We start from the raw sequence: 23,932 nt of genomic DNA, 5'->3' as shown, positions 1-23,932 counted from the left end.
ACGCGAGCAAACAGCCTACTCACGCTTAGATCAGGTAAGTGCAAAGCCATTAGCAACTAATGGTTTTGCAGCAGCCACCTCAATATACGTCAAACATAGAATACTGAAAAATAATAAATTCCACGATCTGTCACGCCTAAAAAAACAGGACCTTATTCAATGAATCGCTTTTACCCTCTCAAAGCAAATGCAACCAATACTCCAACATACTTCATAGACTCGCACGCCACACCCAATCAATTATTTGAAGACGCCTGCTTCAGAATTCGAGCCGCCGCAGGCCTCTTGGAATCTTTCACAATAGTCACACTTAAAGGAACTAACGACTCTGATTTCTATAGACTAATACTTCCAGCCTATTTGTTACTTCAGGACGGCGTAGATACACTGGAACAGATCACCTTCAAGGGAGGTGTAATTCATGTATAAAATAGTCACCCAAGAAATGCTCAGAGCAGCTTTTATCAGAGCGATTGAAATCAATCTGATACCAAGACACCGTCTATTGGCTGAGTATTTAAAAAGCGGCGAAAAACTTGAACAAGTCATTCAAGCTGCACTTGAAGCGCAACCGAAAATAGCCAAGTTTTGCGGGCTCAGATGTACGGCATCAGAGGAACTTTCACCCGAAAGCAAAAAAGCGCTGGCAATCCCTGCCGCTGATATGCGCCACTAGCACCATTGTTTGATACCGCGCCGGGCGCGGTGCACCTGGAGACCCCGTTTATGAGCGAGAGTGTGTTTGCCGATCGCATCGTGCAGAACCTGCTCGACACCGACTTCTACAAACTGACGATGATGCAGGCGGTGCTGCACAACTACCCCAACGTCGAAGTCGAATGGGAGTTCCGTTGCCGTAACGCCGAGGATCTGCGCCCGTATCTGGCCGAGATCCGCTTTCAGGTCGAGCGTCTGGCCGAATTGAGCCTGAGCGCCGACCAGTTGAGTTTTCTTGAGCGCATCAGCTTCATCAAACCGGATTTCCTGCGTTTTCTCGGGCTGTTCCGCTTCAACCTGCGCTACCTGCACACCGGCATCGAGAACGGCGAGCTGTTCATCCGCCTGCGCGGGCCGTGGTTGCATGTGATCCTCTACGAAGTGCCGTTGCTGGCCATCGTCAGCGAAGTGCGCAACCGCTATCGCTACCGCGACACGGTGCTCGAGCAGGCCCGCGAGCAGCTTTACCGCAAGTTCGACTGGCTCACCGCGAATACCTCTGCCGATGAACTGGCGCAATTGCAGGTAGCCGATTTCGGTACCCGTCGGCGCTTCTCGTACCGCGTGCAGGAAGAAGTGGTGAACGTGCTCAAGCACGATTTCCCCGGGCGCTTCGTCGGCACCAGCAACGTGCACCTGTCCCGCGAGCTGGACATGAAACCGTTGGGCACCATGGCCCACGAATGGATCATGGCCCACCAGCAACTCGGCCCGCGGCTGATCGACAGCCAGATCGCTGCGCTCGATTGCTGGGTCCGCGAGTACCGTGGCTTGCTGGGGATCGCCCTGACCGACTGCATCACCACCGATGCGTTCCTCGGCGATTTCGACCTGTTCTTCGCCAAGCTGTTTGACGGTTTGCGTCATGACTCCGGCGATCCCGTGGCCTGGGGTGAAAAATGCATCGCGCACTACCACAAGCTCGGCATCGACCCGATGAGCAAGACCCTGGTGTTCTCCGACAGCCTGACCCTGCCCAGGTCGCTGGAAATTTTCCGCGCCCTGCACGGCCGGATCAACGTGAGCTTCGGCATCGGCACCAACCTGACCTGTGACATTCCAGGTGTCGAACCGATGAGCATCGTGCTTAAAATGACCGCCTGCAACGGCCAGCCGGTGGCGAAGATCTCCGACGAGCCAGGCAAGACCCACTGTAAAGACCCGAATTTCGTCGCCTATTTGCGACACGTGTTCCAGGTTCCTGCCGATTCCAGTCTATCTAGCAAGGAGTGAATTCATGCAAGCCGTACAGCGTGAGATTGCTGAACAGCTCAAGGTGCAACCGCCGTTCGCTGACTATCAGGCCCTGCAGGCCGAAGTCGCCCGGCGCATTACCTTTATTCAGGATTGCCTGGTCAATTCCGGGCTCAAGACGCTGGTGCTGGGCATCAGCGGCGGTGTCGACTCGCTGACCGCCGGCCTCCTGGCCCAGCGTGCCATGCGTGAACTGCGCGAGCGCACTGGCGACGACAGCTACAAGTTCATCGCCGTGCGCCTGCCGTACGAAACCCAGTTCGACGAACACGACGCCCAGGCCTCGGTGGATTTCATCGCCCCGGACGAGCGCCACACCGTCAACATCGGACCGGCGGTGAAGTCGCTGGCCAGTGAAGTTGCGGCGTTCGAAGGCAAGCACGCGGTGTCGGTGGATTTTGTGCTCGGCAACACCAAGGCGCGGATGCGCATGGTCGCCCAGTACACCATCGCCGGCGCGGCCCACGGTCTGGTGATCGGCACCGACCACGCGGCGGAAGCCGTGATGGGTTTCTTCACCAAGTTCGGTGACGGCGCCTGCGATCTGGCCCCGCTCAGCGGCCTGGTGAAAAACCAGGTCCGGGCGATTGCCCGCAGCTTCGGTGCGCCGGAGTCGTTGGTGGAGAAAGTGCCGACCGCGGACCTGGAAGACCTGTCGCCGGGCAAACCGGACGAAGCCTCCCACGGTGTGACCTATGCCGAGATCGACGCCTTCCTGCATGGCGAGCCGGTGCGTCAGGAAGCGTTCGACATCATCGTCAACACCTACAACAAGACCCATCACAAGCGCGTCATGCCGTTCGCACCCTGATCGGTGATGGAATGAAAAAGCCCGCTGAGGCGTGATCCTCAGCGGGCTTTTCTTTGGCCAGAACATCGCTTGAGGCGGATGGCCTCTTCGCAGGCAAGCCCGCTCTCACAGGATTTCAGGTGTACACAAAAGTTGTGGCAGACATAGAACCTGTGGGGGCGGGCTTGCCCGCGATGAACGATGACACGGTGGCCCGCCTTACTTGACCGTAATGGTGCCTTTCATCATCGAGATGTGGCCCGGGAACGAGCAGAAGAAGCCGTATTTTTCAGCGGCATTCAGTTTCGACACGTCGAAAGTCAACGAGTCGGTTTCCTTGGCACCGATGATCTTGGTGTGAGCGATGACGCGCGCGTCGCCGTCTTTCAGGTAGTTCTTGTCGATGCCGGCGGCCAGGCCGTCAGTAGCAATCGGCTGCATGTCCGCTTCTTTGCTGATCACCAGGTTATGGCCCATGACGTTTTTCGGCAGGCTGCCGGAGTGGGTCAGTTCGACGGTGAAAGTCTTGCAGCTCTTGTCGATCACGATTTCCTTGGTGTTGAAGGACATCTGATCGGTGGAGTCAACGGTGGTTTTGCACTCGGCAGCCATCAATTGGCTGCTGGCCAGCGCCAGCAGGGATACCGCAACAACTTTGGAAAACATGGTGAATCTCCAAGGCAGGGTTAACAAAACACGAATGATGGAAAGACTGCCTGAAATCTTCGCAAGTTCCTATGACTTGAGTCAAAAATTGTATACAACTTTCAGGCTATGACACTCATCGAAACAATCTACCGGCCAGATGCAACGGACGCCCCTATGATCGGCCCATCTACTGAGACGGAGTGCCTGTCATGTTCTTTAACGGTCTGTTGTGCAGTTTGCTTGCCGCCTATGCCTGCGGCGCCAGCGGTACTTTTGAATCGCCGGAGCGAGAAGTCTAGCCCTTGGATCAGGGCGTGCCAGCCGTTACCCTGTGACGGATTGACCCAGGAGGAAGGCATGTCTCTCACATCCGTTTGTGTATTTTGCGGTGCCAACGCCGGTACCGATCCGGCTTACACTGAAGCCGCCAAAGCCCTTGGCCGCGCGCTGGCCGAGCGCCAGCTGACCCTGGTCTACGGCGGTGGTGCCGTGGGCTTGATGGGGCTGGTCGCCGATGCCGCACTGGCCGCCGGTGGTGAAGTGATCGGGATCATTCCGCAGAGCCTGATGGACAAGGAGATCGGCCACAAAAGCCTGACACGCCTGGAAGTGGTCGACGGCATGCACGCGCGCAAGGCGCGCATGGCTGAACTCAGCGATGCATTCATCGCCCTGCCCGGCGGCCTCGGCACGCTGGAGGAGCTGTTCGAAGTCTGGACCTGGGGCCAGCTCGGCTACCACGGCAAGCCGCTGGGGCTGCTGGAAGTGAACGGTTTTTACAGCAGGCTCACCGCTTTTCTTGACCATATCGTCGGCGAAGGCTTCGTTCGTGCGCCACACCGTGACATGCTGCAAGTGAGCGAATCGCCAGACACCCTGCTCGACACCCTCGATCAGTGGAAGCCGACCGTCACGCCGAAGTGGGTCGACCAAAAACCCGGCTAACCGCCGGACACCGATACAGGGCAGAATACGCGCCGCTCAACCTCACCTTCGACCCCAGAGGATCGCCCATGGCCAAACCCAATTACTCCTTCGCCAAACGTCAACGAGACCTGGCAAAGGAACAGAAGAAAGAGGAAAAGCTTCAGCGCAAGAAACAAATGGCTGAAGAAGCGGCACTGAACCCTGACGGTGAAGTGGCGACTGATGACGATGATGATGTTGAAGCACCGAAAGATCAGGCGCCCGACGCCTGAGCTGATTGCTGATTCGCTCCCTGAGGGAGCGATCTGTGGCGAGGGGATTTATCCCCGATGGGTCGCGAAGCGGCCCCTGTGTCCGGCCTAATCGAATGAGTTGTCTGGACTGGGCGACTGCTTCGCAGCCGATCGGGGATAAATCCCCTCGCCACAAAAGCTCCTCACGCTCGAGTTGTCTTCAGTCCAGTGGCATCACAGTGACCCGCACTTCCGGGTCGTGGCTACCGCCCCCCAGAATTACCCCTCGCAACGGCGACACATCGGAAAAGTCCCGGCCCCACGCCAGGGTGATGTGCTCCAGCGCCGGCTGCACATTGTTGGTCGGATCGAAATCCACCCAACCCAATACCGGACAGAACACTGACACCCAGGCGTGCGACGCATCGGCGCCGATCAGACGTGGCTGTCCCGGCGGTGGCTGGGTCAGCAGATAGCCGCTGATGTAACGCGCCGCCAGCCCTCGCGAGCGCACACAGGCGAGCATCAGGTGGGCGAAGTCCTGACACACGCCACGCCGGCGCTCCAGCACCTCCACCAGCGGCGTCGCCACCTGCGTGGCCTCGGCATCGAACGTGAACTCGCTAAAAATCTTCTGCATCAAGGCCTGCACTCCCAGCATCAAAGGCCGGCCCGGCGGGAAGCAGCTTTCGGAGAACTCGACGAAGCTGCGTTTCAGGTGCACGTAGGGTGACTGAAAGCGATAACGACAAGCCTCCAACATTGCGGCGGACAACGGCTGACTGCTGTAGGTCAGCGCATTGCACGTCTGCTCCCACGCCGGGGACAGATTGAAGTCCGCCGGCGGTCGCGCCAGCACTTCAACGGTGAGCCGTGCGTTGACCTGCAACTCGTCGTGCGGCCGCTCGAAGGCCAGACGGGTCAGCGGATTGCCGAAGACATCGAGTTCGTCACGCCGGGTTGTCGGCTCCGGACTGATCAGCAATTGCTGTTCGGTGCAGCGCTGCCATGTGCATTCTCGGGGCCACAAGTGCGCCAATTGCTGCGCCAGCGACACCGGGCTGTCGTAGTGATAACAAGTGTCGTGGAAGATCTGGTAATTCGCGCTCATCAGACCGACACCGTACGCTGGCTGACATCATCGACATGGGCAAAGTGGCGCAGGGCCAGGCGATCCGAGACTTGCCCGCTGGCCTCGGCGATGTCTTGCAGCAAGTCCGCCAGACCATCGAGTGCGGCGCGCACGCTGGATTCGCCGAACAGCGAATTCTCCAGACAACCCAGATCAAAGCGTGCCAGACGCTCGACCAGTTGCGGCAGTCCGGCCTCGCGGGGCACGCCGAAATCATCGTTCAGGCGTTTCAGCGTGCGGGTCACCAGTTTCAACTGGAACAACACTGCATGCGGGTTCTGTTCGTCGAGCAGCAACAAGTCGAGCACCGGGATCAACTGCGCCACCGCCAGATAACGAGAACGGTAAGTGATGCTGCTGTTGCCCAGCTCCAGCAGCCACTCAAGCCCCGCCTGATCGAACGCGGCGCTCCCTCGCAGGAACGCCGCAAGGCTGCTGCTGAGAAACTGCAGGCGTTCGATGCGCCGGCCGATCATCAGGAAGCGCCAGCCTTCGTCGCGGGTCATGTCGTCCAGGGCGAACCCGGACAGCGCCGCCAGCGACATCACCAGGCGGTTGAGAAAGTCCAGCAACTCGCCGAAGTCCGGCGCGTCGGTGTCCAGTTCCATGGCTTCGCGCTGCAACTCCACCAAGGCCTGCCAGTTTTCCCGGGAGAGCTTGCCGCGCACCTGCGAGGCGGCCCACTGCAAGCGCTGCAGGTTGGAACGCAGGCTGAATGACCAGTCTTCACCGAGCAATGCGGCGAGCAGTCGCTCCGGCAATTCACCTTCGTCTGGCAACAACGTCAGCCGCTCGCCGAGATCGACCGCCGCTTGCAAGGCCTGCGGATCATCGCCATCGACATACCGCGCGAGCATGATGCGCAGCAATCGCGCACTGTCATCGCAACGCTCGCAATAGCGGCCGAACCAGAACAGGTTTTCCACCACCCGTGACGGCAGATATGGATCGCGGCGCACCAGATCATGCACACCGACATTACGCTGGGTTTTCCATTGCTCACCACTCGGCGGGCGCTCGCCCAACACCCAGGTGTCCTTGCTCGCACCGCCGCGTTGCATCGACACCACTTCGGCATCGGCCTCGGCGGCCACCCGGGTCAGGCCACCGGGCAGCACGCGGTAGCCGTCGCGACTGGCCACGGCGTACATGCGCATGCCGATGGCCCGCGGTTGCAACTGGCCGTCCTCGGCTTGCCAGATCGGCGCCTGTGACAGCTGCGCCAGCTCTTGCGCCACGTAGGCATAGGGCCGGGCCTGCATGCGCTCGGCGAGCGCCTGACGCTGTTGCTCACTCAGATCCCGGCCGAACACCGGGGCAAAACTTTGTGAGGGGAAGGCCGGTTTGATCAGCAGCTCCGGCAGTTTTTCCAGGGCCTGCGCCAGCACCGGCACCTCGCCGCACCACCAGGTGGCGATGGACGGCAGGATCAGCTCTTCGCCAAACAGGTATTGATTGATCTTCGGCAGAAACCCGAGCAACCCCGGTGACTCCAGCACACCGCTGCCCAGGGCGTTGGCCACCAGCACCCGACCCTGCCGCACCGCTTCCAGCAAGCCGGGCACGCCGAGCGCCGAATCGGTACGCAGCTCAAGCGGATCGCAGAAGTCATCGTCGAGCCGGCGCATGATCGCGTGGACCCGGCGTAAACCGCTGAGGGTTTTCAGGAACACCGTGGCATCGCGCACCGTCAGATCGCCGCCTTCAACCAGCGGATAACCGAGCTGGCGCGCCAGATAAAGGTGTTCGAAATAGCTTTCGTTGAAGCGTCCGGGCGTCAGCAGCACCACCAGCGGCGCGTCGTCGTCACAGGGCGCCTGCCGCGCGAGGGTTTCCTGCAAGGTACGGAAGAACCCCGCCAGGTGCTGCACCTTCAGATCGCGGTACAACTCGGGAAACGCCCGCGAGACGATGGTGCGGTTTTCCAGCGCATAACCGGCCCCCGACGGCGCCTGGGTGCGATCCGCCGTCACCCACCAGCGCCCGTCCGGCGTGCGCGCCAGATCCACGGCGTACAGATGCAGAAAAGTCGCTTCCGGCGGCGCAATGCCTTGGCAAGGCCAGAGAAAATTGTTGTGACCGAAGACCAGCTCCGCCGGCAACAGCCCTTCGCTGATCAACCGTTGCGGGCCGTACAGATCGGCCAGCACCGCATTGAGCAGGCGCGCCCGCTGGGCGATTCCGGCTGACAGGTGCTGCCACTCGTCAGCGGCGATCACGTGCGGCAGCAGATCCAGCTCCCACGGCCGATCAGCGCCCTTCGGGTCGGCGTAGACGTTATAGGTGACGCCGTTTTCCTGAATCTGCCGGGCCAGCAACGCCTGACGCTGCACCAGTTGCGCCGGGCTGCTGCGCTGTAAATGATCGAACAGCCGCTGCCAGTGCGGGCGCACTGCACCACTGCCATCGAGCAGTTCGTGATAAGTGCCCGCAGTGAGCGGGTAGCGGTCTAGCAGGTCAGGCATGGAAAGCTCGGCAGACAGCAAGGAACGGTCAGACTAACGCAGGCAGATGACGCCCGGATATACGAAAAATCCGCACGTCGCGCAGGAATTAGAAACGTCGCAAATCGAGCGTCATCGGCAGTTCGTCGGAAACGGTCGGATTCGGTATCGGAAGTTTCCCCGGCGTGTGCCCGATGCGGAAGAAACGCGCCATGCGCCGGCTCTCCGCCTCGTTGGCATTGACCGGCAGTGTCTCGTAGTTGCGCCCGCCCGGGTGCGCCACGTGGTACTGACAACCGCCCAGCGAACGTTGCATCCAGGTGTCGAGCAGGTCGAACACCAGCGGCGCGTGCACCGGAATCGTCGGCTGCAGGCAATTGGCCGGTTGCCAGGCCCGAAAGCGCACGCCGGCAACGAACTCGCCGATCCGCCCGGTCGGTTGCAGCGGCACCGGGATGCCGTTGCAGGTCAGCAGGTAACGCTGCGGCGGCAAGCCCTTGAGCCCGACCTGCAAACGCTCCAGCGACGAATCGACATAACGCACCGTGCCACCCGCCGTGCCCTCCTCGCCCAACACATGCCAGGGCTCCAGCGCCTGCCGCAGTTCCAGTTCGATGCCATTGACCGCGTAATCGCCCACCTTGGGAAAGCGGAATTCCAGATGCGCGGCGAACCATTCGGCGCGCAATGGATAACCGGCATTGTTGAGTTCGACGATGACGTCGGCGAAATCCTGCTCGATGAAATGCGGCAGCATGAAGCGGTCGTGCAGTTCAGTCCCCCAGCGCGCCAGTTTCGGCGGCGCATAGGGCTCGCGCCAGAACCGCGCAACCAGCGCCCGCAACAACAACTGCTGAGCCAGACTCATGCGCGCATGGGGCGGCATCTCGAAGGCGCGCAACTCCAACAGACCGAGGCGCCCGGTGGCACCGTCCGGGGAATACAGCTTATCAATGCAGAATTCGGCGCGATGGGTGTTGCCGGTGACGTCGATCAGCAAGTTGCGCAACAGCCGGTCGACCAGCCACGGTGCACACTCCTCGCCCGGCGCCGGCATTTGCGCGAAGGCGACTTCCAGCTCATACAACGCATCGTTACGCGCCTCGTCGACCCGTGGCGCCTGGGAGGTCGGGCCGATGAACAAGCCGGAAAACAGATACGACAGCGACGGGTGGTTGTGCCAATAACTGATCAGGCTGCGCAGCAGGTCCGGACGGCGCAGAAACGGCGAGTCCGCCGGTGTCGCGCCGCCGAGCACGAAATGGTTGCCCCCGCCGGTGCCGGTATGGCGGCCGTCGATCATGAATTTCTCGGTGGTCAGGCGGGTCTGGCGTGCCTGCTCATAAAGAAACTCGGTACGTTCGACCAACTCGTCCCAGGTTGCCGACGGCTGCACGTTGACCTCGATCACGCCCGGATCCGGGGTGATGCGCAAGTTGCTCAGGCGCGGATCGCCCGGCGGTTCGTAGCCTTCCAGCAGCACCGGGCAACGCAGTTCTGCGGCCGTCGCCTCAATGGCCGCGACCAGCTCCAGATAGTCCTCGAGCCGCTCCAGCGGCGGCATGAACAGGTACAAACGCCCCTCGCGAGCTTCGGCGCAAAACGCGGTGCGGGTCAGCCAGTCGGCGGATTCGTCGATCTGCGGCACACGCTCGTCAACGCTCGCAGGTTCAGCGTGGCGGTTGAGCTGCGCGGTATCCGGCAACGCGGGAAAATCCTGATTCGGATCCTGAGGATGGATGAACGGATACTCGGCGGCTTTTACCCACGGCTGCGAACCGAGCGGCAGCCGATAGCCCAGCGGCGAATCCCCCGGGACCAGACGGCAATGTTCGTCACGCAGATACCAGCGCCCGCTCTGCCATTGATCGCCCTTGGCCGTGCGCGCCAGCGGCAGTACCTGGCCGATGACCTTGTCGAGCCCCTGGCTGAACACCTTGCGCAGCCGGGCGCGCTCCAGAGGTTCTTCCAGACGCGAATCCTCGGCGCTGACATTGCCCGGCAACGCCCCCTCGCGCCACAGGTAATAGAAATGGTCCTCGTAAGCCGGGAAGACAAAGCGCGCGGGCAATTTCAGACGCTCGGCGACGCTCGCCAGAAAGCGTCCGGCCAGCTCGCCGTCAGCGCCGTAGTCTTGCTGCTCATCGGCGATCAGTGCGTCGTTGTGCCAGATCGGCACGCCATCACGGCGCCAATAACAATTGAGCGACCAGCGCGGCAGCTGCTCGCCCGGATACCATTTGCCCTGCCCGAAATGCACCAGCCCTTGCGGTGCGTAACGCTTGCGCAGGCGCTGGAACAGTTCGGCCGAAAGCCGACGCTTGTCCGCCCCCAGGGCGGCGGTGTTCCATTCGGCGCCGTCCGGGTCATCAATGGAGACGAACGTCGGTTCGCCGCCCATGGTCAGGCGCACATCCCCTTCCAGCAGGTCGGCATCGATCTGGCGACCCAGCGCCTGAATCGCCAGCCATTGCTCCTCGCTGTAGGGCTGGGTGACCCGAGGGGCTTCCCAGATCCGTTCCACCGACATTTCGTGGCTGAACTCGCACTCGCACGGTTCGACCAAGCCACTGATCGGTGCCGCCGAGGACGGATCGGGACTGCAGGCCAGCGGGATATGCCCTTCGCCGGCGAACAGCCCGGAAGTGGCGTCGAGGCCGATCCAGCCGGCGCCCGGCAGATAGACTTCGCACCAGGCGTGCAGATCGGTGAAATCGACTTCGGTGCCGGACGGACCATCAAGGCTTTTCACATCGGCGGTCAGTTGAATCAGGTAACCGGAGACGAATCGCGCCGCGAGGCCAAGGTTACGCAGCAATTGCACCAGCAACCACGCCGAGTCGCGACACGAGCCAGAGGCGTGTTCGAGGGTGTGTTCCGGGGTTTGCACGCCCGGCTCCATGCGGATCAGGTAATTGATGTCCTCGCTCAGACGCTGGTTGAGCGCTACCAGAAAGTCCACGGCCGGCAACGGCGTGCGGTCGATGCCGTCCAGATAGGCTTTGAAGGTCGGCGTCAGCGGCAGGGTTTCGAGGTACGGCGCCAACTCCTTGCGCTCATCGGCGGCATAGGTGAAGGGGATTTTCTCGGCGTAGGGCTCAAGGAAGAAGTCGAACGGGTTGAACACGGCCATCTCGGCCAGCAGATCGACTTCGATGCGCAACTCATCGGTTTTCTCGGGGAACACCAGACGCGCCAGGTAGTTGCCCTGGGGATCCTGCTGCCAGTTGATGAAATGCTGCTCGGGCGAGACTTTCAGTGCATATGAAAGAATCCGCGTGCGGCTGTGGGCAGCCGGGCGCAGGCGAACGATCTGCGGGCCGAGTTCGACAGCGCGGTCGTAGCGGTAATGCGTAACGTGATGCAATGCGACATGAATCGACACGGCGTGCCTCCTGCGAGCCCAAGCGTATTCGAAAGCGCGCAAGACTTATGCCATGCTCAGGCTTGGGCGCTTTCCCGGAATGCTCAGGGCAGTACAGCACCAAAATCGGGCGATGCGGGGAAATGGTTTGGCCTCATTGCACGTAAATGTTGCGAAGAGCCCCTCACCCTAGCCCTCTCCCGGAGGGAGAGGGAACTGACCGAGTTGATCATGCGAGCTACACCGACCTGAAACTCCGAGCCGAACTTCGATTTTGAAAAGCACTCAGATCGGCTCCCGTCCCTGGCTCTTTCCCGGAGAGAGAGCGGACTGACCGAGTTGATCATGCGAGCTACACCGACCTGAAACTCCGAGCCGAACTTCGATTTTGAAAAGCACTCAGATCGGCTCCCGTCCCTGGATCTTTCCCGGAGAGAGAGCGGACTGACCGAGTTGATCATGCGAGTTACACCGACCTGAAACTCCGAGCCGAACTTCGATTTTGAAAAGCACACAGATCGGCTCCCTTCCTGGCCCTTTCCCGGAGGAAGAGGGAGCTGACCGAGTTGATCATGCGAACTACACCGACCTGAAGCTCCGAGCCGAACTTCGATTTTGAAAAGCACTCAGATCGGCTCCCTTCCCCGGCCCTTTCCCGGAGAGAGAGGGGACTGACCGAGTTGATCATGCGAGCTGCACCGACCTGAAACTCCGAGCCGAACTGCGATTTTGAAAAGCACAGAGATCTGCTCCCTTCCCCCTCGCCCCCTATGGGGGAGAGGGTTGGGGTGAGGGGGATGGATCTTGCAGCCAACATAAATCCAATCCCGGAAACGCAAAACGCCAACCCGAAGGTTGGCGTTCTGTTCAGCTCAAGTGTTGCTTAGCGCGGGACGACCGGCTTGCGCGCCGGTTTCGGCCCTTTGCCCTTGGCCGCGTCCTTACGCTCCTTGGCCGCCTGCTGGTTGCGGGCGAATGCCGCCGCCTTGGCCTGCTCACGCTTGTCCCACGGATTACCACCATCACTGGCACGCGGCGGCAGGCCGTTGTGCTGGGTGAGGATCTTGGTGGTCTTCTCTTTGCCTTCCTTCGCCACTTTATGGCTGCCGGCCGGCGTCGAGTTCTTGCGACGTGCGCTCTGGTAGCTGTCGGTGGCCGGCTGGTGCATCGGAATCAATTGGTCCTTGCCCGAACCGATCAGATCAGCGCGGCCCATGCGGATCAGCGCTTCACGCAGCATCGGCCAGCCTTTCGGGTCGTGATAACGCAAGAACGCCTTGTGCAGACGACGCTGCTCTTCGCTCTTGACGATGGTCACGCCGTCGCTCTTGTAGGTGACCTTGCGCAGCGGGTTCTTGCCCGAGTGGTACATCGCGGTGGCGGTGGCCATCGGCGACGGGTAGAACGCCTGCACCTGGTCGGCACGGAAACCGTTGCCCTTGAGCCACAGCGCCAGGTTCATCATGTCTTCGTCGGTGGTGCCCGGGTGGGCGGCGATGAAGTACGGAATCAGGTACTGCTCTTTGCCCGCTTCCTTGGTGTACTTCTCGAACATGCGCTTGAACTTGTCATAGCTGCCGATGCCCGGTTTCATCATCTGGTTGAGCGGACCTTCCTCGGTGTGTTCCGGGGCGATCTTCAGGTAGCCGCCGACGTGGTGGGTCACCAGTTCCTTGACGTACTCCGGCGACTCGACCGCGAGGTCGTAACGCAGGCCGGAAGCGATCAGGATCTTCTTCACGCCCGGCAAGGCACGGGCGCTGCGGTACAGCTGAATCAGCGACGAGTGGTCGGTGTTCAGGTTCGGGCAGATGCCCGGGAACACGCAGGACGGCTTGCGGCACGCGGATTCGATTTCCGGCGTTTTACAGGCGATGCGGTACATGTTCGCGGTCGGGCCGCCGAGGTCGGAAATGACCCCGGTGAAGCCTGGCACCTTGTCGCGGATCTCTTCGATTTCGCGAATGATCGACTCTTCGGAACGGTTCTGGATGATCCGGCCTTCGTGCTCGGTGATCGAGCAGAAGGTGCAGCCGCCGAAGCAGCCACGCATGATGTTCACCGAGAAACGGATCATGTCGTAGGCCGGGATCTTTTCCTTGCCGTACGCCGGGTGCGGAACCCGGGCGTAAGGCATGCCGAACACGTAGTCCATTTCTTCAGTGGTCATCGGAATCGGCGGCGGGTTGAACCAGACGTCGATCTCGCCATGCTTCTGCACCAGCGCACGGGCGTTGCCCGGGTTGGTTTCCAGGTGCAGCACGCGGTTGGCGTGGGCGTACAGCACCGGGTCGTTACGCACCTTTTCCATCGACGGCAGGCGGATCACGGTCTTGTCGCGGGTCATCTTCGGGCTGGCCAGGATCTGCACGACCTTGGCTTCCTCGGGATCATCCACCGGGCCTTTTTCTTGCTCGATGGCGCAGGCCTGGGTGTCCTGGGTGTTCACGTACGGGTTGATGATCTTGTCGATCTTGCCCGGACGGTCGATGCGCGTGGAGTCGACTTCGTACCAGCCTTGCGGCGTGTCACGACGGATGAACGCGGTGCCACGCACATCGGTGATGTCTTCGATCTTGTGACCGTAGGACAGACGCTGGGCCACTTCGACAATGGCGCGCTCGGCGTTGCCGTACAGCAGAATGTCGGCGCTGGCGTCGATCAGGATCGAGTTACGCACGCGGTCCTGCCAGTAGTCATAGTGCGCGATGCGGCGCAGCGAAGCTTCGATGCCGCCGAGCACGATCGGTACGTGCTTGTAGGCCTCTTTGCAGCGCTGGCTGTAAACCAGGCTCGCGCGATCCGGACGCTTGCCGGCCATGCCGCCCGGCGTATAGGCGTCGTCGGAACGGATTTTCTTGTCAGCGGTGTAGCGGTTGATCATCGAGTCCATGTTGCCGGCCGCCACCCCGAAGAACAGGTTGGGCTCGCCAAGCTTCATGAAGTCGTCTTTGGACTGCCAGTTCGGCTGCGCAATGATCCCGACGCGGAAGCCCTGGGACTCCAGCAGCCGGCCGATAATCGCCATGCCGAACGACGGGTGATCGACGTAGGCATCACCGGTAACAATGATGATGTCGCACGAATCCCAGCCAAGCTGATCCATCTCCTCCCTGCTCATTGGCAGGAATGGCGCTGGTCCGAAACATTCGGCCCAATATTTTGGATAGTCAAATAACGGCTTGGCTGCTTGCATGTCGACGACCGGTGTTGAGATGAAAAATCGCGGGCGCGGAATATAGCACAAATTTTGACCAATTCCGACGGCAATGGTCGGTTTCTCTTTGAGCCGATACCTTGCCGGTCTCGCCCCCCCTGAGGCGCCAAAACCGGCCACACAACCTGACTCCCCATCGGCCAGCCATTATCGGCAGCCGATGTGACAACCCTTCAAGGATGAAGAAATGTCACCGAAACCACCCATCAGGGGCACGGCAATTGTCGATGTCCATCCACGTCCCGGCGCTGTCGTCAGCGGGCAAGCGCCGCGCACGCGAGTATCCAGCGCCGGTGCGCGCGCCCCTGCCCGGTATACGCCGGACAGCCCTGATCTGGATGCCATTCACCGCGTGCCTGCGGTCACAATCACGGCGGCGTCCTCCACGCCAGTCAGCCACCGTCCTGAGATGCGATCGCTGGAAGATTACTGGCACAGCGCCGATATCCGCTTGCCGCCTGCCGATGACCAGGGATTACGGATGTTCAAGGGACGCTACTACGTCGACCTGCCAGACGACCGCGTGGCGCTGGTGAAGAAGGATCCGGACACGGGACTCTACCGGGCCCGCCTGCCCAGTGAGCTCAGCCCCTCCGGCCCCGTGTTGATACGCGATGCACAGAGCCGGCTGTGGCATCCGCTCGATGATGCCAGACCGGCCACTTTTCTCCTGTCTGACGCACGCCTCGAAGCCTTTCGTACGGCGCTCGATTTCAGCGGTATCGAGCCCGGGACGGATCGCCTGTACCGATTCAACGGCAAGCTGTATGCAGTCATCGCAGAACACGCGTATCAGGTGCTGCATGATCTGGACGCGTCCTCACCGAGGTCGACGGTCATGCGCATCGTTCATCCCGCAGATCCCGTGGCCCGGGACCACGGCAATATTTACATCGGGACACGCCCGGGGCGCTCGGAGCCGATCGTTTTCGATGCGCGGCATGGCTGGGTCGCCGCCCAGGTGGGCGGTACCAGCGGGATGCGCAGACGGGGGCAAACGTCCGCCGCCAGCCATTCAGCCGATCTGGCCTTGGAGCTGCGGTTGATGGATCTGGAATTAGAGCAGGCGATCACCATGACCGATCAGTTGGGATACCGATGGCTGGCAGCCAAAGACAAGCAGAACGAGCGAAACATCCTGGTGCAACTGGAAGACCAGCACCGGCGAGAACTGGGAATACTGGAAAAAACCGTCAGTCTGCACCTCGAACACAAGGAGGCCGTCGTCGCCATCAAGGGCCGTGAGGCCTACAAAAACAAACTGATCACGCTGCGCAAGGGACAGATCCTGTCCTGCAACCAGTTGATGATCGCCAACGATTCACGCAAGTTGCTCGACGGCCCGATCTTCGGCGGCCCCGACATCGAATACCGCGCAGTCGCCACACATCTGGCGGACAAGCTGGTAATCATGAAACAGCGTGAGCATTTTGCCGAGGAACTGTTGCACAAGTGGCGCCTGTCCGAGGAGGAGTTGAAGGCGGCGGCGTACGACCCGATAGAAATTCATGAAATCGTCGCCTTCTGGGTCTATGCCGAAAGTCGCACGCTGCCCGATGCCGCAACCTCCCTGGCCAGCCATGACTTCAATGCCAAGTACCTGGCGTATTCGTTCGGCCAGGTAACGTTCTCCTACCGGGCACTCAAGGGCATGCCGGAAGAAACCCGCGTTGCGGTGCTGAGCAGCCTGTTCGACCAATGCACGGCCATTCGCGCCGCGTTCGAACACATGCCGTTGCCGCCCGGCGCCGAGCCTGCCCGTTCACACGCAAAGATCGTCGAGGCGGTCCAGGCTTTCGAAACCACACTTGAAGAAAGCCTGAACCGTTATCACCGGCAATTACTGAAGACGTCGATGCTGCCGGCGCACGAACAGCCCATCGACTTCGACTTCATCCCGCCGCAGGACCGCAGCGCACCGCCCGCCAGCCTCCGACGGGTTTTCCGCGCCAGGCACCACGGGGTCGACAAGATCAAGGTCGGGCGCCCGCGCCGCTCCGAGACCGGCGTGGAAGTGATTGATGTCATGAGCCCCGTGGACGCCGTTCAGGTCATGCATACCTACGCACTGCAAGAAGGCCAGTGGCGCCCGATCGTGCCTCTGCAGGCCACGCCTCTGCCAGCGCTCAGGGCACAGGCCGGGCAGCAACTGCAACGCACGCAATCCTGGCTCGACCGGGCCTGGCAGGACGAACGGGAAAAACGCAATGCCACCAATATTGTCGAGTTTCTCGGCAGCAAGGCGGACGCTTGCGATCACCTCGCCAGACAGATCGATACCGCCCCCGATCGCACCGACGCCGACACCGTCACCTTCGTCCAGCGTCTGCAGCAGGACAGCCTCCGCCTGCGCAGCGAAGGCGAACACATCCGGATTCGCCTGTACAAAGACAAGGCGTTTCTCAGCGCCGACCGACTGGCCTACTTGATCGCCAAGGAACAGATCAGCGTGGTGCAGACCCAGCCACGCACGGTCTCCGGCAAGGGCTCGGACAAACACTTTCTCGACGTTTATTCGCTCAACGACAGAAGCACCGGCGCCCCCCTCTGGCACGCGCACTTTCACTACGACCGCATGAACAGCCCGAAGCAGGGCTTCACCGCACGCGGCGGCCACCTCAAGACCCTCGAGCAGAGCCGCCTGGGCATTAGCTCGCAACGCAGGGACGCCCGAAGCGGACACGAGCATGCCCCCATCTGGCGCGAAAGCATTGATGGCAAAACCGCACAGAAAATATTCGAACTGGCGACATGAGCCACTCACAGCACACTTTTCAAGGATGAAACCATGGTGATCAAACCACCCACCCGACTCAATGTAGCGGTCGACGTTCACCCTCCGGCCCGGCCTCCGAGTACGCCCACCCCTTCACACCACATCGACGCAGGCCGGGTCAATTCGACACGCCGCACAGTGCCATCGCGGTCCGAGACGGGCGACATCAATGCGGACGCGATAATGCCCACGCGGGCGCCTTCGGTGACGCTCAACGAGTCGCCCCTCAGTATCCAGCCGACAACACCGCAGTCGATCGAGGGTTACAGCATGCCAGCCATCCCCGCGCTGCCGGATGCCAACAGCGATGGTTTCAGGGTGCACAGGGGACGGCGCTACGTCGATCTGGCCAACAGCCGTGTCACGCTGGTTGCGAGAGATCCGGACACGGGACTGTTCAGAGCCCGACTGCCCAGCGAGCTGATCGCTTCCGGCCCGCTGCTTCTGCGCGATCCCGTCAGCCGGCTCTGGCACCCGCACACGCCACTCGACGCGGACAGCTTGCCGCTGACCGATACGCGTCTGGCTGCCTTTCGCACGGACCTGGACTTCAGGACTGCCGCCGCCGATGTCCACGGTCTGTTCAGTCACGCAGGCAAACGCTACGTGGTCATCCGTGGCCATGCTTATCAGGCATTGCAGGATCTCGATGCCTCCACGCCCGAACGGGCGGTCTGGCGCATCGTCAAACCGGCTGACCCCGTGGCCACCGACACCGCCAATACCTATAACGCCAGTCGCGCCGGGGCAACCCTGGCAGTCACCCGAAACGAGCGAAACGAATGGCTGGCAATCAACACCGGTCTCAAGGGCGGCATGCCACGCCATCCGGCGTTCAAACCGATACATGACGAACTGATGCAGCGCTACCAGCCCATTCATAACGCGCACAAGGCCATTGAAAGGTCATCGCAACAATACGATGCCCTGCATGAGCAGGTGCGGCTGCAACCCGAAGGCAGTACCGAAAGAACCGAGGCCCTGATCAAGCTTGAAGTGCACATGCTCAAACTCCTCAAAATGCAGGCGGACTTCGTGCAGTCGCTGATCGATAACAGGGAATGGCTCAAGCATTTGAAAGCCAGCGGGCAATATAAGCGGGAATTGCGAACGTTCCAGAAGGAACGGGTGGAGAACCTGAACCGGCTCATGGTGATCATGGACATGCGAGTCAAACCTCTCGCCTTGGCCGTGTCCGTAAGCACTTACCGGAGAGTCATTACCCATCTGAACAAGAAGCTCAAGCTGCTCGAAGACCGTCAGGCCTTGATGGAACACATCAAGAAATCCGACCCCAGCTCAGTGTCTGACCTGGATGAATTGAACAACAAGCTCCCCGGCGTCGATCAGATCAAATTCAACCAGTTGACGCTTTACCTGCGCCTGCTGACGGATGACTCTCCGAATCCGCCCAGTCCGGGCATGGAATCGTTACGGGCAATCGACCTGTTCACCGAAAGTCTGAAGAGCATTCCCGAGCACCAGCAACCCTTGGCGTTGTTATTGGCCGTCGATCAGCTAAAGAACGAGAAAGGCCGATTCGCAGCGTTAATGACGCTGGAAAGTCCGGAAAAGGTCGGCTACATCAAAGAAATCATTACGCTGATCGAGCAATACGAAAGCAAAATCGAAAGTCGCCTGACCACTATCTATGACAGGTTCGAGCGCAACACCGAGCTTCCGCATCTCGATCAGGAGATCGATTTCGACTTTGTTCCGCCGCAGTCGAATACCTCGCCAGCCGTTCCGGCGCCGCCCAGGAAAATGTTCCGTACCCGCCAACACGGCACTTACAAGGTACTGGTGGGAGAAACGGAAATCGCTGCCGATGGTAATGTCACGCTCAAGGTGCCCGACCCGTTCCGCCCCGACAGCCCGCCGCAGCGCTACGAAAAACACCAGGGCGAATGGTTGCCGGTGCGCCCGCACATTGTCGACACACCACGGCCCGAACGCCTCAGCGAAGCCCGTCGCCTGCTGGCCGGCGTCGCCGGACACTTGGCCGAAGCAAAATCCAGGGAAGCCAGAAAAACCAACCCGACGGATATTCTCGAGTATCTGGGCGCCGAGGCCGATCGCCTCAACGATCAGGCAAGATTGCTGGAAAACCATCAACAGGCCGTCGATGACAGCGAAACTGCCGGGCTGGTCGCACGCTTGCGCAGCGCTGGCGACTCACTGACCGAAGAAGGACAAAACGTTCTGGTGCGCATGTACAAAAACAGAGCCGTGCTGGATGTCATGCGCCTGAATTATCTGCTCGACCATGGCGAACTCGATGTGGTCCGTAAGGTGTCTCGCAAACCGATGGGCAAAGGCGCGAAAAAAACATTTCTCGACGTTTATTCGATCAATGATCGCTCTGACACCACGCCGTTATGGGAAGCCCATTTCCACTACGAGGCCCACGACAGCCATGCGCTGAATTTCACGGTCAAGGGCGGGCATCTGAAAACCCTTGAGCAGGCCGGACGCGGCACGTTGTCCCAGCGCAGGGATGAACAGGCCGGTTTACCGCACGTGGCCATCTGGCGTGAAACCTTCGATGGCAAAACCGCACAAAAAATATTCAACCTGGCGGCTTAAGACCGCCGGATAAACCTCAAGGCAATGACGCCAAATGCCTCACGGCTCTCGTTCGCGAGGGTCGAGGGGCAACCCTGCAAGGATGAAAATATGAAGATTCGCCCCCCCGTCAGAGGCACCACCACTGTCGACATCCATTCCCCTGCGACCTCCCCCGCACAGGCCCCCTCGTCGTCGCTCGACAGACCGGGCCGGATCGATGTCTGGGCGCCAACCACGATGCTGGCGCGGTACCACCCCGAGCCTGGCAGAGCACGACCCGACGTCAATCCCGATGCGATTGCGCCAGCCCCTCCATTGACCGTTCATGAGCTGCCGACGGCTGCAACCCTGCCTTCGCCCCGTGCGCAAACAGCCATCGAGTCCTACTGGATCGCCACTGGCGCACGCTTGCCGGAGGCTGACGCACAAGGTTTTCGTACACTCAAGGGACGCCCATATGTCGATGTGCCGGACGGCGGCATCGTGCAGATCGGCATCGATCCGTTGACCGGTCTGTACCGCGCCAGACTGCACAGCGAACTGACCCCTTCCGGCCCGGTGCTGGTGCGTGATGCCGACAGCGCGCTCTGGCATCCGCGCCCGGACCTTGAGTCGATCATCTTCACACTGTCCGAGACCCGCCTTGAAGCCTTCCGGACAACGCTGGACTTCGCCTACGTCGAAGTCGATGGCGACGGCCTGATCCGTCACGAGGGCAAACTCTACGTGGTGATCCACGAACGCACCTATCAGGTCTTGCATGATCAGGAGGCGTCGTCGCCCCACGCGGCGGTGATGCGCATCATCCGGACGCAGGATCCGGTGGCCCGTGACCCGGACAACGTGTATGTCGCCACTCGTCCCGGCCGATCGGAAGCCATCGTGTTCGACCCCCGGGATGGCTGGGTGGGCGTCAACGTCGCGGGAACGGGCGGAATGCGCCGTGGCGAACCGGAACGGCCGGTGCGCCAAAGTCTGGCCGAGCGCTTGGCCGCTTTCGTCAATCGCCCGAAAAGGCTGGAGCCTCGCGTGCGTAAACTGTTCCCCTCCTTTGACGATCAACAGGTTGCGACCTGGCTCCAGTGGTTTGGCGACACCGCCAGCGCCGCGCTGACTCGCAAGGAAGCTGAATACAAAACCCTGAAAAAGGATTTGCTTGCCTGGATCGAAAGCGGCGCGCAGACCTCCTCAGCTTCAGAGGTCAAGGCGAAGCTGATCGCCGATGAGATCAAACGCTGCTGGCGTCACGAGACTGCGGCGCGGCTGATATTGTCCGCCGAAGGCATATCCCTGCCGGTACTGAGCGCGGATTTCAGTCACGTGCGCGTGTTAACGCTTTCGGGCGTCAACGGGTCGGCTGCCGCCGAGACTTTTCTGTCCGGTTTTTCCGACCTGCGCAGCTTGTCCATCAAGCATTCCAGCCTTGAAAAACTACCGGCTCCGGTGGCGGACATGCGCAAGCTGACACGGCTGGACTTGAGCTCGAACCACATAGAACTGGATCAACAAGGCGCTGCAAGGCTGGCCGGCCTGAACCAGTTGATTGCGCTCGACCTTTCCCATAATCCTTTGAACAACACACCGGACTTCAGTGGCATGTCCGGATTGAATTCGCTGGATCTCAGTCACACCGGAATCACTCACTGGCCGACAGGCCTGGAGGAGATGAGCGCCTTGACAGACCTGAATCTGAGCCACAACTCGCTTCGGGAAGTGCCACAGGCCTTCATTAATCCGGCCGCAGAACGCCTGGCGTCAGTGGCGCGTATCAACTCGGTCACACACCTGGCGGGTAACGACTTCCCTCCGGGCTACTGGAGAGAATTCGACAGTTACTGGCGGCGACTGAACAAAGAACATCCCGAGCTGATCAAGACGACGCGCCCGACAGCCTTTGATACCGAAGATTCAGGGGTTCAGCGTTATCGGCGCTTGTATCCGGGCAAAAGCATCAAGGCCTGTCGGGACTTCATCTGGAGCCTTGAACAGGACGCCGCAGGCATCCGGCTCAATAACCTCGAACAGGAGTTCAGCATGCTGAAAGGCCAGCTCGATGCCTGGGTGTTTTCCGGCGGTGGCATCCGTCAGCGCTATATTCGGGCGAATCAATTGCAGATCAACGCGCAAAACCGTAACGACCGGACCGAGGCGAGCAATCGGATACTCGCTTGCTGGCGGCGTGAAACACCCCAGAAACTGGCCAACGACCAAACGCCGATCGGCCTCGAGCTGGACCTCAGCGGTCTGAACCTGCCCAGCCTGCCGGACATTGATGTGGACTTCAGTCATGTCGGTTCGCTGAAACTGAGCAACATGAGCCTGAGCACGTCGCCCGAAGGTTTTCTGACCCGTTTTCGCCATGTGCGCTGGCTGGACCTTTCGCGCAATCAACTGCGTGAACTACCACCCGCCGTTGGCGAAATGCACGGTCTGACCCGTCTGTTTTTGCAGGACAACCAGATTGCCCTGACCGCCGAGAGCGCTCAGGTTCTGGCCGGACGCAGCACACTGCGCGCCCTGTGGCTGAACGACAACCCTCATTTGGCTATCACCCCGGACTTCAGCCAGATCCTCGATATGCGCTCGCTCAATCTGGCGAGCACTGGCATCGACGCATTCCCCACGGGACTTGTCGACCAGCCCTTGCTCGACACCGTCAATCTGCGTCACAACCGGATCACGGAGATTCACGACGCGGTCATCGCGCCACCGGACGAGCGCCTGGCGCACACCGCACGGGTCAACAACGTCACCGACATTGGCAGAAATCCGTTATCCGCGGAAACCCTTACACGCCTCAACCGTTACAACGAACGCCTGATAGAAGCCGAGACACCGTTGACCGGCCGCAACAATCTGATCGACTCCGCCCGCGGACGGGGCCCGGCCGTCGTTCGGGCCATGGCTGATGACCCGATGGCACGCTGGACCGCCGGCCTGTCCGCCGACGAGGTGTCCGCCAGAAGAACTCAATGGCAGACCCTGCGTGATCAGCAAGGTTCGGACGGTTTGTTCGATACCCTTGAACGCTTGCTGCAAGATCCCGCCGGCCACCAGGCACTGCAGCAAAGGGTCTGGAAGGTGATTGATAGCATCACCGAAAACAGTCCGGAGTCCGAACGCTTGCGCAGGGAGCTTTTCTCTCGGGCGGGCGAAGCGACCTGCTGTGACCGGGCGGCCTTCACATTTGCCAATCTTGAAGTGCGGACAATGATGTACAACGCGCGGACCCAGGCCCGTGACCAGGCACAAGGCCCGGAGCTGTCAGCGCTTTCCAAATCGTTGTTCCGCCTGCACGAGGTGGACAAAATCGCATCGGCGGACATCGCACGGCGTGAAGCGGCCATCAGCGAAACGCGAGGAACCCAGGCAGGCGCGGCCCATGTACAGGAAGAGGTCGAAATCCGGCTCGCCTACCGCCACGGCCTGAAAGATCGCCTGCAACTGCCGGGACAACCCGAGCGGATGGGCTTTGCACAGTTGGCCGACGTGTCAAAGGCCCAATTGGATGCCGCCTACGAAAAGGTCATTGCGCTGGATAATTCTCCAGAAGAATTTCAGGCGTTGATCTCGCGGGAGTTCTGGCAGGAATTCGTCACACACAAGTACCGGTCGCAGTTCGAATCCCAGCGTCAGCCATTCCAGGATCGTCAGGCAACGCTCGACGCTGCACATAACGCGAAGACACTGGCGTTTGCCGACTATGACGAGCAGTCAAGAGCACTGCAGGCTTCACTGGCAATCGAGGAAGCGGCGCTGGTCGAGACGCTGACCCGGCAAGAGCTGAGTGAGCAGGCTGCCCGCACCACGGACGAACAGACAACCCGCGAAGCTGAATGACACTGAGAGAGATCGTTGGCCG

Annotated in this window: 13 protein-coding genes; 8 read left to right on the top strand and 5 right to left on the bottom strand. The window is 60.7% G+C overall.

Translation table 11 applies throughout. The features are described 5' to 3' along the window. Positions 1-421: 421 nt before the first annotated feature. The 3 genes from HV782_RS03745 to nadE are packed head-to-tail and all read left to right on the top strand — an operon-like array spanning position 422 to position 2,782. Complete coding sequence (locus HV782_RS03745; RefSeq protein WP_186748298.1) at positions 422-676, top strand: hypothetical protein; 255 nt, start codon at positions 422-424, stop codon at positions 674-676. A 50-nt stretch (positions 677-726) separates the two neighbouring features. After that, a complete protein-coding gene (gene pncB, locus HV782_RS03740; RefSeq protein ID WP_186748299.1) occupies positions 727-1,950 on the top strand; it encodes a nicotinate phosphoribosyltransferase in 1,224 nt (407 codons plus the stop codon). Positions 1,951-1,954: 4 nt separating this feature from the next. Continuing rightward, positions 1,955-2,782 (top strand): NAD(+) synthase, encoded by an 828-nt coding sequence (nadE, locus tag HV782_RS03735; protein ID WP_186748300.1) that lies wholly within the window; start codon positions 1,955-1,957, stop codon positions 2,780-2,782. Positions 2,783-2,980: 198 nt separating this feature from the next. Here nadE and azu read toward each other — a convergent pair whose 3' ends face one another. Next, entirely contained in the window at positions 2,981-3,427 is a 447-nt protein-coding gene (azu, locus tag HV782_RS03730) for an azurin (protein ID WP_123470942.1), read from the bottom strand. A 339-nt stretch (positions 3,428-3,766) separates the two neighbouring features. On the opposite strand from azu, the gene HV782_RS03725 reads away from it, so the two are divergent. Both HV782_RS03725 and HV782_RS03720 read left to right on the top strand, forming a co-directional pair. Then, complete coding sequence (locus tag HV782_RS03725) at positions 3,767-4,354, top strand: cytokinin riboside 5'-monophosphate phosphoribohydrolase (protein WP_128615913.1); 588 nt, start codon at positions 3,767-3,769, stop codon at positions 4,352-4,354. 68 nt (positions 4,355-4,422) lie between these two features. Then, entirely contained in the window at positions 4,423-4,608 is a 186-nt protein-coding gene (locus HV782_RS03720; protein WP_123470938.1) for a hypothetical protein, read from the top strand. 181 nt (positions 4,609-4,789) lie between these two features. Here the strand turns inward: HV782_RS03720 and HV782_RS03715 are convergent, their stop codons facing one another. The 4 genes from HV782_RS03715 to HV782_RS03700 all read right to left on the bottom strand — a co-directional run bounded on the left by HV782_RS03715 (position 4,790) and on the right by HV782_RS03700 (position 14,705). Further along, positions 4,790-5,680: a transglutaminase family protein gene (locus tag HV782_RS03715; protein WP_128615696.1), complete on the bottom strand. Its 891-nt coding sequence runs from the start codon at positions 5,678-5,680 to the stop codon at positions 4,790-4,792. Beyond that, entirely contained in the window at positions 5,680-8,166 is a 2,487-nt protein-coding gene (locus HV782_RS03710) for a circularly permuted type 2 ATP-grasp protein (protein ID WP_186748301.1), read from the bottom strand. The genes HV782_RS03715 and HV782_RS03710 overlap by 1 nt, the downstream gene beginning before the upstream one ends. Before the next feature lie 88 nt (positions 8,167-8,254). Then, positions 8,255-11,530, bottom strand: a complete 3,276-nt coding sequence (locus tag HV782_RS03705) for a transglutaminase family protein (protein WP_186748302.1) — start codon at positions 11,528-11,530, stop codon at positions 8,255-8,257. An 862-nt stretch (positions 11,531-12,392) separates the two neighbouring features. Then, positions 12,393-14,705, bottom strand: a complete 2,313-nt coding sequence (locus HV782_RS03700) for a YgiQ family radical SAM protein (protein ID WP_186748303.1) — start codon at positions 14,703-14,705, stop codon at positions 12,393-12,395. A gap of 208 nt (positions 14,706-14,913) precedes the next feature. On the opposite strand from HV782_RS03700, the gene HV782_RS03695 reads away from it, so the two are divergent. From HV782_RS03695 to HV782_RS03685, 3 genes are all read left to right on the top strand, one after another. Further along, on the top strand, positions 14,914-17,481 hold the full coding sequence (locus HV782_RS03695) for a hypothetical protein (RefSeq protein WP_186748304.1): 2,568 nt from the start codon (positions 14,914-14,916) through the stop codon (positions 17,479-17,481). Between the two features lie 204 nt (positions 17,482-17,685). Beyond that, a complete protein-coding gene (locus tag HV782_RS03690) occupies positions 17,686-20,088 on the top strand; it encodes a hypothetical protein (protein ID WP_225931055.1) in 2,403 nt (800 codons plus the stop codon). 90 nt (positions 20,089-20,178) lie between these two features. Further along, complete coding sequence (locus HV782_RS03685; RefSeq protein WP_225931054.1) at positions 20,179-23,910, top strand: NEL-type E3 ubiquitin ligase domain-containing protein; 3,732 nt, start codon at positions 20,179-20,181, stop codon at positions 23,908-23,910. Positions 23,911-23,932: the final 22 nt, after the last annotated feature.

The organism is Pseudomonas monsensis, from assembly GCF_014268495.2.
Classification (GTDB): Bacteria; Pseudomonadota; Gammaproteobacteria; order Pseudomonadales; family Pseudomonadaceae; genus Aquipseudomonas; species Aquipseudomonas monsensis.
This window is presented reverse-complemented; position numbering and strand designations above follow the sequence as displayed.